At 56.5% G+C, this 11,838-nt stretch carries 8 protein-coding genes; 3 read left to right on the forward strand and 5 right to left on the reverse strand.

The window, feature by feature from the left end; all coding sequences use genetic code 11:
* The first annotated feature begins 45 nt into the window (after window positions 1–45).
* The 3 genes from LBW89_RS05945 (at window position 46) to LBW89_RS05955 (ending at window position 4,666) form a co-directional block, all read left to right on the forward strand.
* A complete protein-coding gene (locus tag LBW89_RS05945; RefSeq protein WP_148455611.1) occupies window positions 46–2,046 on the forward strand; it encodes a peptidase U32 family protein in 2,001 nt (666 codons plus the stop codon).
* Window positions 2,047–2,472: 426 nt separating this feature from the next.
* Window positions 2,473–3,810 carry an aspartate aminotransferase family protein gene (locus LBW89_RS05950; RefSeq protein ID WP_148455952.1) on the forward strand — a complete coding sequence of 446 codons (1,338 nt, stop codon included), beginning with the start codon at window positions 2,473–2,475 and terminating at the stop codon, window positions 3,808–3,810.
* Window positions 3,794–4,666, forward strand: a complete 873-nt coding sequence (locus tag LBW89_RS05955; RefSeq protein ID WP_148455613.1) for a UbiA-like polyprenyltransferase — start codon at window positions 3,794–3,796, stop codon at window positions 4,664–4,666. The genes LBW89_RS05950 and LBW89_RS05955 overlap by 17 nt, the downstream gene beginning before the upstream one ends.
* A gap of 833 nt (window positions 4,667–5,499) precedes the next feature.
* Here LBW89_RS05955 and LBW89_RS05960 read toward each other — a convergent pair.
* The 5 genes from LBW89_RS05960 to LBW89_RS05980 form a co-directional block, all read right to left on the reverse strand.
* Entirely contained in the window at window positions 5,500–6,492 is a 993-nt protein-coding gene (locus LBW89_RS05960) for a polyprenyl synthetase family protein (RefSeq protein WP_148455615.1), read from the reverse strand.
* A gap of 36 nt (window positions 6,493–6,528) precedes the next feature.
* Window positions 6,529–6,975, reverse strand: a complete 447-nt coding sequence (locus LBW89_RS05965; protein WP_148455617.1) for a hypothetical protein — start codon at window positions 6,973–6,975, stop codon at window positions 6,529–6,531.
* 138 nt (window positions 6,976–7,113) lie between these two features.
* Window positions 7,114–8,991: an FAD-dependent oxidoreductase gene (locus LBW89_RS05970; RefSeq protein ID WP_148455619.1), complete on the reverse strand. Its 1,878-nt coding sequence runs from the start codon at window positions 8,989–8,991 to the stop codon at window positions 7,114–7,116.
* A 47-nt stretch (window positions 8,992–9,038) separates the two neighbouring features.
* The gene (locus tag LBW89_RS05975) at window positions 9,039–9,944 is read right to left on the reverse strand and encodes an FMN-binding protein (protein WP_148455621.1); all 906 of its coding nucleotides are present in this window, start codon (window positions 9,942–9,944) and stop codon (window positions 9,039–9,041) included.
* A gap of 284 nt (window positions 9,945–10,228) precedes the next feature.
* Complete coding sequence (locus LBW89_RS05980) at window positions 10,229–11,770, reverse strand: potassium/proton antiporter (RefSeq protein WP_148455623.1); 1,542 nt, start codon at window positions 11,768–11,770, stop codon at window positions 10,229–10,231.
* Between the last annotated feature and the right edge of the window lie 68 nt (window positions 11,771–11,838).

The following is an 11,838-nucleotide window of genomic DNA, read 5'->3' on the forward strand; positions in this document are numbered from 1 at the left end:
AAAAACGCGCGAACTGGACGCGGAAATCTGGAGGAGGAGAACGGGGTGGCACGTTATTTTAACGGTAGAGAGGTCGAACTGCTTGCACCGGCGGGAACGTTTGAAATTTTCAGAGAGGTGATCGAGTCGAAGTGCGATGCCGTCTATTTTGGCGGTCCCAGTTTGAATATGAGGCTGATGCGCAAAGGCTACAACTTTTCCCGGGAAGAAATCACGGAGGCGGTCAAGATCGCCCATACTTTGGGAAAAAGAGCGTACGTCACGGTCAACAACTTGTTAAACGAAGGGGAGATTGACGAGGCTGCGGAATACCTGCGGTTTCTCGAGCAGGCGCGGCCGGATGCGATTATCGTTCAGGATTTCGCCGTCTTGGCGCTGATCCGGGAATTGAAACTGACGATTCCGGTGCATTCCTCGGTCATGATGAATGTACATAACGTGGAAATGGTCAAAGCTCTGAAGGAGCTCGGAGTTACCCGGGTCGTGACGTCGCGGGAAATGGATCTGCATACGACGCGTTATCTGCAGTCGGTGACGGGGATGGAGCTGGAGTATTTTGTGCACGGGGATATGTGTTCGGTTCACGGAGCGAATTGTTACTTCAGTTCGCTGGTGTTCGGCATGAGCAGCAACCGGGGCAAGTGCCTGAAGCCGTGCCGCTGGGACTACCGGGTCAAAAAGGACGGGAGTATTTACCCAACGGAATACCCGCTCGCCGTCAAAGATATGTTCATGTACGAGCATATCCCGGAACTGATTCACGGGGGAATCACCTCGTTCAAAATCGAGGGGCGGATGCGGGACAAAGCGTTTGTCATCATGCTGGTCAACGCCTACGGCGATGCGATCGACCGGTACATCGACGATCCGGCGGGTTTTGAGCGAAGCAAGGATACGCGGCTGCTGTACGATAACCGGAAACGCGATTTTTCCACGGCTTATGCTTTCGGGCGTCCGGGCTTGTCGAACATCAACAAGCGTTACGAGGGGACGGGCAAGTTCTACAGCACGGGAAAAGTGTTCAGCACACCGACCGAGGAACGGGAATTGGGCGTAAAACGGCTGGATGAAATTCGCGGACAGTGGGCCGCGCTGGCCGGTGCCGGAGGCGGGGAAACCGAAAAAAGCCTGCCCGAGATCTCGGTGCATGTCAACAACAAGGCCCAGGCGCTGGCCGCGCTGGAGGCGGGGGCGGACCATATTTACCTGTCCGGCGACGTGTTTGAGCCGGATCGTCCGTTCACCAAAGCGGAGATCCTGGAGCTGGCGGCGGTAAAGGGACGGGCAAAGCTGTATTTGGGCCTGCCGCGGATGATGACGGAGCTGCATTTCGACATTTACGATGCGCTGCTGTCCGGGGAACGGCTGCCGATCGACGGGCTTATGGTGACGAACCTTGGAGCGATTCGCCGCTTCGCCGGCAAGGGCTATCCGCTGGTCGGAGACTTTAACCTGAACGTATACAATCGGTTGTCGGCGGAATTTTACGCCGGGCTTGGCGTCCGGCGGCTGACCGCTTCGCTGGAATTGCCGCTGCTGGACTTTACGGCGCTGCTGGCTCACGCCCCGGTGCCGCTGGAAGCGATCGTGCACGGCTCGCCGGCCTTGATGTACATGGAGCATGACCTGTATGAAAATGCGGAGGTGTTCGAGCCGATCGGGGAGGAAGACAACCGGTTCGTCGACAACAGCGTGCTCGTGCTGATGACGGACAAAGGCGAGAACCCGGTGTACCGGGACGCGCACGGCCGCAATCATTTGACCATGGCCAAGGAGCTGTGCCTCCTGCCGCTGGTCAAAGAGCTGAAGGAAGCCGGGCTGGCCGTCTTCCGCATCGAAGGGGCGACCTACCGGCTGGAGCGGCTGCGCGAGGTCGTGGCCGCCTACAGAGCCGCGCTGGCGGAGCCGGATACGGCCGCCGAGCGCTTAGCGGGCCTGCCGCCGGTTTACGCCGGCTACACGCTGGGCGCGCTGCAGTTTGACGGCGGCGCGGAGGGGACGGCGAGTGCTGAGGTGGCGGAGCCGGCCGCGGCGGCGCGGGCGTAAGGCGCACCAGACCCCGCGCGGCTCTAGCCGCGCGTTTGGAAGAGCCGCGCGGGGAAGGCCGTAGGCCGTCGCGGCGACTGGGCGCACCGCGGGAGTGCACGCTACAGGCTTGCCGGCGGCGGCCGGCAAGCACCGCTGCTCTGCCCGTTGCCCTGTTTCGGCCAACTGCGACAATTAGCTGGAAAAACTCCCGCTAATTGCGCACGTAAGCTATCCATTTACCAATTTAACAGGAAAAACTGGAGTTAATTTTGCTATTTTCGCCGACATTTACAGGTTTTCTCTAAAATAACTCCAGTTTTTCCAGTTAATTCGGCTATCACCGGAATAACGGGTGAAATAGCTGGAGTTTTTCCCGCTAATTTTGTCTTAACCGTGTCAACAGGGCACCAATTAACGAAACCAAAGGAAAGAGGGCGGTTGAAGATGAAGCAAACTTATATCGGACCGGAGGGTGTGTTGGAGAAGCGGCGGAAGTATTTCTATCCTTGTACCAGCCACTTTTACCGGAATCCGCCGCAGTTGGTCAAAGGCGAGATGCAGTATTTGTACGGGCATGACGGCACGTGCTATACGGATTTCTTCGCGGGCGTCTCCGTGGTCGCCGGCGGTCACTGCAATCCGGAAATCACCCGGCGGACCGCGGAGCAGCTGCAAACCCTTCAGCATACGTGCACGATTTATTTGACGCAGCCGAACGTGGACCTGGCCGAGCGGCTAGCGGGCGTGCTGCCGGGACGGCTCGCCCGGACGTTCTTTGTGAACAGCGGCTCGGAGGCCAACGAAGGCGCGCTGCTGCTCGCCCGTTTGCATACCGGGCGGAAAGGGTTTATCGCGCTGGAGCAGGGCTTGCACGGCCGCACGTATCTGACCATGAGCGTCACGGGCCTGGCGATGTGGCGCGCCGATCCGCAGCTCGACCATCCGCAGGCGCAGGCGGTCGAGGATGTGTCGTTCATCCCGCGCCCGTTCGAACGCGGGATGAGCCGGGAAGCGGCGGCACGCCGCTCCATCGATGCCCTGAAGGAGGTGCTCGCGGAGAAGGGCGGCGACATCGCCGCCATGATCGCGGAGCCGATCCAGGGCAATGGCGGCATTATCGTGCCGCCGGACTGGTATTTCCCTGAAGTGAAGGCGCTGCTGGAGCAGTACGGCGTACTGCTCATCGCCGATGAGATTCAGACCGGCTTCGGCCGCACGGGCCGTATGTTCGCCATGGATCGCTGGGGCGTCACGCCCGATATCGTGACCATGGCGAAGGCGCTGGGCAGCGGCGTGCCCGTGGCGGCGTTTGCCTCGACGGACGAGATCGCCGCCAGTTTCACCCGGCCTTCGGCCTCCACGTTCGGCGGCAATCCGGTCTCGTCCGCGGCCGCGTTGGCGGTGCTCGATTACATCGAGACGCACCGCCTGCCCGAGCGCGCCGAGCGCCTCGGCCGCCAGGTGCTGGACGGCCTGCGGGAGCTGGCCGGCCGGTTCCCGCGGCTCGTCTCCGACGTGCGCGGCGCGGGGCTGATGGTCGGCGCCGAGCTGTGCGCCGACGATCCGGGACGCGGAGCGCAGCTCGTTGACGAGGTGCTGGAGGAGATGAAGGACCGCGGGTATCTCATCGGCAAAAACGGGGTCGACCGGAACGTGCTGGCTTTTCAGCCGCCGTTGGTCATTACGGAGGAGGATATCGCCGAAATGCTCGCCGCTCTGGGGCAAGCCCTGCATGCCGCCGGTGAGGTAAAGGGGGAGATCGCACATGGAGTACGCCCGTAGAATCGGCTCAAAAATCAAACTCTACAGCGAATTGGTGATGTTTTCGCATACGCTGTTTTCCCTGCCTTTCGCCATCATTTCGATGGTATGGGCCGCGGAAGGATTTCCTTCCTGGCGGGTCATGCTGTGGGGGCTGATCGCCCTCATCGGGGCCCGTAACGGGGCCAACGCCTTTAACCGCGTGGTGGACCGTACCTTTGACGCGCAGAACCCGCGCACGGCCCACCGGCACCTTCCGCGCATGCTGTTGGGGGAGCGGGAAGTACTGAGGTTCGTGGGGATCAATTACGCCATCTTCATCTTTGCGGCGGGGATGCTGAATCCGCTCTGCCTGATCTTGTCGCCGGTGGCTATTTTTCTGATCTCATCCTATTCTTACACGAAGCGCTTTACTTATTTGAGCCACCTGTATCTCGGCTTCACGATCGCTTCCGCTCCGATCGGAGCGTGGTTCGCCGTGACCGGCCGCTTTGCATTTACCCCGTTTATCCTGGGGACGGTCGTTATGCTGTGGATCGCCGGATTTGATATCATCTACGGATCCCAGGACATCGAATTCGATAAAAATCACGGACTGTGGTCCATTCCCAGCATCTTCGGCCTAAAAAACGGCTTGCGCATCGCCGCCGGACTCCATCTGATTATGGTGCTGCTGCTGATCGCGCTAATTCCGATTCGGCAACTGGGCTGGCTCTATATCACGGGGATCGTGATCTCCATCTTCCTGCTGATGACGGAACATAAAATCATTACGCCGTCAAACCGCAAGGTCATGAAGGTGGCGTCCTACAATCTAAACCAGGTGATCAGCATGGTGATCCTGTTCTTTACGCTCGGGGATTATTTCCTCACCTAAAAAAATACGGGCTGCCAAGTGGTTTTTCCACAAGGCAGCCCGTATTTTTTTGTCTCAGGGCGGTGCGGTCCGCTTCCTTGGAACCTGGCCGATGAATAGGGGCCGTATGGGGCGCTATTTTGTCGAATTCGGCTTAGCGGAGGGAAATAGCGGCGTTTTGGGGTCTTATTTTGGGGAAAAACGTCCCAAATGGTGTTTTTGGGGTCCATTCCCGTGAAATAAGGCCCTTTTTGGCCGCTATTTTTCCCGAACACGCAAATCGGGTCGAAATAACGGCCCAAAAGGCCGTTATTCGGCGGGCGGCTGAAGAAGCTGCGGGTACCGGACCCAGTTCGCCACGCCGCCGCTAAAATTGGCCCATAAATCTCATAAAGGCTGGCAAGGTAAGCACCCATATCGGTTTTAATGCGACGCTAGGGCTTGTTTGACAGCTACTATCCCCGTAAAGGCGATTCTGGCCGAAATAACGCCCAAAATGGCCGCTAATGTGCCGGACATCGGTGCGTAATGTGCCGAAAAGCTGGTGCACTAATCTACCCGACAGTTGATGCGCCAATGTCATGGACAACTGGTGCGCCAATGTGGCGGACAGCAAGTGCGCTATTGTGACAGACAGTTGGTGCGTTTATAAGGCGTACCGCCGGAGAACCCGCTCAGCAACGAATCGCCGGTGCTGCCTCGGCCAGTAAGCGAGAGCACCGGCGCCGGTAAGCAGTGCTGCCCTCGTCTAGGAAGCGTGGCACCAGCGGCAGTTGCGCAGTGCTGCCTCAGGCGGGCAGAGGCTAAACCGGCGCCGTAACACTGCTGCGGTCCAGCTCCGGGGGGATGGGGGATCAGCTTTCCCGCCCGCCAAAATAGTGCAGCAGCGTCTGCAAGTCCCGGTGAGCCGGGAAGGTTCTCAGCCGGTTGATGATGGACTCGGCCTCGTCCAGATAACGGCGGCCGAGGCGTTCGCTTTCGTCCAACGCCCCCGACTGCTGTATTTTCCCGATGACCGCATCGGTAACTTCCGCAGGCGTGTCCGGGCCTATCGCCCGGATTGCGGGAGCCAGCCGTTTGTCCCGCAGCGCGAACAGCACCGGCAGCGTAACCTGCCCCTTGCGCAGGTCGCTGCCCGCCGGTTTGCCGAGCTGTTCCGCGGACTGCGTAAAATCGAGAAGATCGTCGCGGATTTGGAAGGCCATGCCGAGCTTTTCCCCGAAGCTGTATAGCAGCTCCGCGATGTTCTCCTCGGCGCCGGCGGATTGCGCGCCTATTTTCAAACAGGTCGCCATCAACTGGGCCGTCTTGTTTCTCGATTTCTCCAGATACTCGTCAATGGTGACGTCGTAATCAAAAAGATGCGAGAGCTGTTGATACTCGCCAAGACAGAGCTGGGTGGTCGCCAGGGAGGACAGGTCGTAAACGTACCGTTCCCGTTCGGCGGAGTATACGGACAGAAGCTCGATGACCCGGGCGGACATGTAGTTGCCGACATGAAGCGCTCCGCTTACGCCGAGCTTGATATGCATGGCCGGCTGCCCCCGGCGGACCGGAGAGTCGTCGATGATATCGTCATGGATGAGGGAGGCGGCGTGGATAAATTCGGCCGCTGCCGCGAGCCGCCAAACTTTACGCCTGTCAGGCGACGGGCCGAAGCGGCTGCCGACGATCACCATGAGCGGGCGGACTCTTTTGCCGCCGGAACGGACCAATTCCACGATACTCTTACCGAGTGCGGAAGAACGGGGAATGTCTTTGTCGTACTTCACCATGTTTTCAATTTCACGGTCCACCGAGCGGAGTGAAATATCGAGCGCTTCGTCAAGCGTAAGTTGTGGCTTCATGCGAAGACCCCTCCTTAGGGTACTGTTCGTTTGAGTTTAAATCGCCCGCCGGATATGGTGATTTTCCAACTGCACATATTGTTCGAGGCTTGTTAGCAGGCGGTCGTCCTCCGCCCGGCCTTCCGCGCGTTGGATCTGGATCTGTTTAATAACGGGAGCGAGTTTGGCGAGCAGATCGATCTCGCTCCATTTCAGGCAGAGCTGTACATATAAGCTGTATAGGTAGTCGCCGTCCAGCACTTTGCGGACAAGGGCTTCCCCGCCGCCGGTGCCTTCACATTCCCCATGACGCTGGAGGGCGAGCTTGATTGCGATATAAATGGACAACAGGCGCTGACGGCGAAGCGCAGGCATATCGGATTGCTCCAAGAGCAGGGCGTAAGGCTGAATGTCTGCGATCGGCAAGTCAAGCTCTATGCCGGCTTCGGGCGACAGTTCGCCCCGTAACAAGTGGCTAGCGTTCTGGATGAGCTCAACATTCATAAGGGCACACTCCTCGGCTGAATACCGCGATAGTTAAAATCTTAGGTATTGGATTAAAAATTAGAGTAATGTGCGCGTACGCACATTACTCTCCGTGAAATAAGTTAAAATGCTTAAATAGTTCATTTCATTACTTGATTAATCCGTGTACAAATACCATCTTCGTACGAGCGGAATCTTCTTCCATTGTTTCTTCAGCCAAGGGAGGACGTAGTAATCGAGGCCGAAGGTGCTTCCGGAGCCGCCGATCAAGGCTACCCCTGCGGTCATATACCAGAGCATTTCGGTCGAAGCCATGCTGGACGACCAGATCATGATTCCCAAGGCGACCGTGACAGCCGAAGCAACCGCCGTGAACAAACCGACGATGATCAGGATGCCGAGTGCGATCTCCATGAATACCATGAAGAATTGGAATACGGTAGCAAGCGCCGTGTAGCCTCCGTCCGAGGTGTAGAAGAAAATATCCATAAACCAATTGACGATGGACTTGATGAATCCCGGTACCGGCAGGGCGGTGACCGCCGTCGAGGCGCTCTCGACCGCGGAAGCGGCCGCCTGGGCGTCTACGGTTTCAGTAACTTTGCTGGCCGCTTCACTCGCGGCGGATACGGCGTCACCCGCATGTGGAGAAGCCGGAATCAGGAAGATGTTGTTCGGATCCTTCAGGATCTTCGGAAGCTTGTCGAGCCCTTCTTCCAGCCACTTGTAACCGACGAATAACCGCAGCGGAACGAGCCAGAAATTCGGGGAACGCTTGGCGAAATGACCGCCGACAAAGCTTCTGCGATTATTGACATGGAAGAACTCGTGCATCATATAAGTCCAGACTTTATTGAATCCGGCGACGGTGAACAAGTAATACATGTTAATCAAGTGCTTGCTGAACATCGCCATGAAGCCGGTAAGCATGAACATTTTATTTGGAAGCCCTACGTTCGCTACGCCATAGCGGCTGCCGATGCAGACCATCGTTCCGTGGAAGCCGGGCTTATAAGATTTCTTCGGCTTGTTATGCACATCGGCGTGGATGTTATGGGCGATCAGCGGACCGGCCTGTTCGGCGTTTTCGACCATCTGCGGCACCGGACGGGTCTCGCCTTCCGGAATGTAGAAGATGTTGTCGCCGACGACGTAGACATCTTCATGATCGATGCTTTGCAGCTTGTCGTTGGTGACGATCCGTTTGCGGCCTTCCTGCTTCACATCCAGCTTGCCGACGAGCTCCGAGCCTTCGACTCCAGCGGTCCATACCACCGTGTCCGCCTCGAGTTCTCTGTCGCCAAGGACGACGCCGCCGGGGGTAACACCGGTGATTTTGGCGCTGGTGACGATTTCGACGTTCATCTTATGCAGGCGTTTTGCCGCCTTATCGATCAGCTTGTCGGGCAGGATCGGCAAAATTTTCGGCGCCATATCCGCCACGACGAGACGAACCTCGTCCGGTTCAATATAGAATTCCTTACATAACTCATCGCGGAATTCCGCCAATTCGCCGACCAGTTCGACCCCGGTAAAGCCGGCGCCGACCACGACGAAGGACAGCTTCTTCCGGCGTTTGACCGGATTGGTCTCCTTGGCGGCTTCGCTGAATTTGCGCCGCACTTGTTCTTTCAGACGGACGGCGTCTTCAAAGGACCAAAGGGTCAAGGAATGTTCCTCGGCACCCGGAATTCCGAAGAAGGTAGGTTTACAACCGGTACCGATCACCAGGTAGTCGTATTTGTAAGTGTTTTTCTCGGAGCGGAGCTCCTTGGAAGCAAAATCGATGTGGTCGATGGAATCGAGCACCACATCCACCTTTTGTCCGGCAAAAATCTTTTTAAGTTCGATTTTGACGGAATCCTCCGGCGCGCGATTGGCGGCCACTTCGTGGAGTTCGGTCAGCAGGGTGTGGTAAGGATTGCGGTCGATCAGCTTGATCTCGACATCCTTGTCTTTTTTGAACAATTTGGCCAGATGTTTGGAAGTCACCACGCCGCCGTAACCGCCGCCCAGAACGACTATCTTTTTCAAGAGACTCACCTTCTTGTTATAGAGTGGAAATCATGGAGCCACAGGCTTTATTTCGCTTGTTCCAGCGCTTTGGTTACCAGGTCGAAGTAGGACTTCAAGCTGATCGATACGCCGGAAATCGCGTCGGTTTTGCCTTCTTCGTTAAAAGTAAGGGAAGCCGGATCCTGCTTTTCAACCAGATAGGCTTCGGCTTTGGCGGCTTCTTCATGCCACTCGGCTTGCGCACCGCCGGCTTTCATGCCGTACTTGCCGTCGATCGAGTTCTGCTTCTTGTCTTCACCGGCTTGGTTTACGCCGCTGAAGTTGACCTTGATAATCTTGCCAGCGGCGATGACCACATCCGCGGTTTCCTTCCAGCCGCTCTTCTCGTCGAACTTATCCCCTTCGGCGTGATAGGTTCCGTCTTTGTACGGGCCGACTTCTACCGGACCTGCCGTCAGAGCTTGATCCGCCAGGTTAAAGAATTCGTCGACGTGTACGGATACACCGGCAATGGCGTCGGTTTTGCCCTCTTCATTCAGTGTGATCGCTTTCGGATCTTGCTTCTCGATCAGGTACTGCTCCGCTTTCTCGGCCTGCTCATGCCATTCGGATTGAGCTCCGCCCGCCTTCATGCCGTACTTGCCTTCTTTGGAGTAGGTTACTTTGTCTACACCGACATTCGCGTTGGTCGCGTTCCACTTGGCTTCCGTAATCTTTCCATCGGAAACCGTCAGCGTAACGTAGTATTGCCAGCCGGTTTTGGCGTCGGCTTCCCCTTGGGCGAAGTAAACGCCGTCTTTATATTTGCCTTGTTCGGTTCCGGCGTTGGCGTCGTTCGTCCCCGTTTTGGCGCTGTTCTCCGCCGGGGTATTGTTGGCCGGAGCGGCCCCTTTCCCTTCGCCGTTGGAACCGCAACCGGCGAGAACGCCAAGCAGAAGGGCACTGCACAAAAGAATGGAAAATTTCTTCATAAATAATGACCTCCAATTTGGAATATATATATTAAAATGTACGGACATTTTAATAACGACATAAGAGGGCGGAATTCGCGCCATTGCTGGGTTTCTAGGACTATTAGGGGAGTCCCAAAACCTTTGTTCGATGGCATTTTAGCATATCTGGATGGGGGTTAATGTGAAAAATATCACTTAGTATGTGATAAAAAACAACCCCGAAAAACGCCGTAAGCAAGGCACCGCTTAGGGTTTCGGGGTTGAGAGGAGAGGCTTACCTTCAAAAATATTTTTTTAAAATTTTATTTATCCGGAGGAAAGGGCTTGTCTATCTCCTTCTCGTCCACATCGCCCGGAATCAGCTCCGGAGTAGGCGCGACCGGGACGTGCGGCGATTCCCGGAAACTAAAAATTTCTTTGATTTTTTCGCGTTGGGCCTTTGGTCCGAGGATGTAAAGCGTGTCTCCTTCCCGGATCACGGTATTCCCCCGAGGGGTGACGATTTGCTCCCCGCGAATCACCGCCGTCACGAGTACTTCTTCGGGCAGATTCAGCTCCTGCAGTTCCTTGCCGATAATCTTCATTCCCGCATGGATATGGAGGTGGTTGATCTCCGATTTGGTCTTGCCCAAAGCGACCAGTTCCAGCAGGGAATGCTGCCCCGAAGCGCTTTCGCCAGCCAGGCCGAGCTTCACCGCCAAGGGGGAGATCGTGGCTCCCTGAATGACCGCCGAAGTCAGGATAATAAAAAAGACGACATTAAAGAAAAGGGGCCCGTTCGGTAAACCGCTCATCAGCGGGTAGGTCGCCAGTACAATGGGAACGGCGCCGCGGAGGCCCGCCCAGGAGATCAGCACCTTTTCCGGAAAGGAGAATTTGGAGAACATCGTACTGAAAAACACGCCGACAGGACGCGCCACAAGCATCAAGAGAAGCGACAACGCCAAGCCGGGCAGCATAATTCCCGGCAGTTCGGCGGGGAAGACGAGCAGGCCGAGCAACGTAAACATCGTGATTTGCATGATCCAGCCAAAACCTTTGTTGAACTGGAGAATCGACTGACGGTAGGTCAGATCCGAATTGCCCAACACGAGGGCCATCACATATACCGCAAGCAGCCCGCTGCCGTGCAAGGCGGAGACGACGCCGTAGGACAATATGGCAAAAGCTATGGCCATAACGGGGTATAAGCCCGAGGAATCAAAATTCATACTGTTGATCACTTTGACCGCCAGCCAGCCGAAGCCCAACCCCAGCAGCAGGCCTAAGCCCATTTCGAGAAAAAAGGAAAGCGCGAGCGAGACAAGATCATGTTCTGGATGCTGAATCCACTCGATCAGCGTGACGGTTAGGAAGACCGCCATCGGGTCATTGCTGCCCGATTCGGCTTCCAGGGTTGCCGTAAGGCGCTCCTTTATATTTTTTCCCCCGAGCACGGAAAAGACCGCGGAGGCATCCGTACTTCCGACAATGGCTCCGAACAGCAGGCCCTCTTCCAGGGAAATACCCAATATGTAGGTCGCGCTGATGCCGATGATGACCGTGGTAATCAGAACTCCGATCGTGGCGAGCGAGAGAGCGCTGGAGATGACGGGCCGAATCGTCGTGTACTTGGTTTGCATGCCCCCCTCGAACAGGATGACAATTAAAGCGAAGGTGCCGACCAATTGGGCGAGAAAGGCATTGTCAAAATAAACAAAGCGGCTGAGCACCATGCCCGCGGCGATGAAAAACACGAGAGCCGGCAGCCCGAAACGGCTGGAAAACTTGGTGGCGAATACGCCGATCAGAAGCAAGCTGGCCAGCAATATAATGATCGAATCCGTGAGTGCGGTAAGGTCCATAGCCTGCCTCCCTTCTAAGTAGTTCTAACATTCATTAATCATGAAATCCGGATATGAAGCTGCCGTTC

Origin of the sequence: Paenibacillus sp. alder61 (assembly GCF_020179875.1) — a bacterium.
Classification (GTDB): Bacteria; Bacillota; Bacilli; order Paenibacillales; family Paenibacillaceae; genus Fontibacillus; species Fontibacillus faecis.

What these genes read in the sequence shown, in the direction of transcription:
- LBW89_RS05965 (WP_148455617.1), bottom strand. Translation starts at nt 6,975, where the DNA reads ATGAATGTTGAGCTCATCCAGAACGCTAGCCACTTGTTACGGGGCGAA.
- LBW89_RS05975 (WP_148455621.1), bottom strand. Translation starts at nt 9,944, where the DNA reads ATGAAGAAATTTTCCATTCTTTTGTGCAGTGCCCTTCTGCTTGGCGTT.
- LBW89_RS05955 (WP_148455613.1), top strand. Translation starts at nt 3,794, where the DNA reads ATGGAGTACGCCCGTAGAATCGGCTCAAAAATCAAACTCTACAGCGAA.
- LBW89_RS05980 (WP_148455623.1), bottom strand. Translation starts at nt 11,770, where the DNA reads ATGGACCTTACCGCACTCACGGATTCGATCATTATATTGCTGGCCAGC.
- LBW89_RS05960 (WP_148455615.1), bottom strand. Translation starts at nt 6,492, where the DNA reads ATGAAGCCACAACTTACGCTTGACGAAGCGCTCGATATTTCACTCCGC.
- LBW89_RS05950 (WP_148455952.1), top strand. Translation starts at nt 2,473, where the DNA reads ATGAAGCAAACTTATATCGGACCGGAGGGTGTGTTGGAGAAGCGGCGG.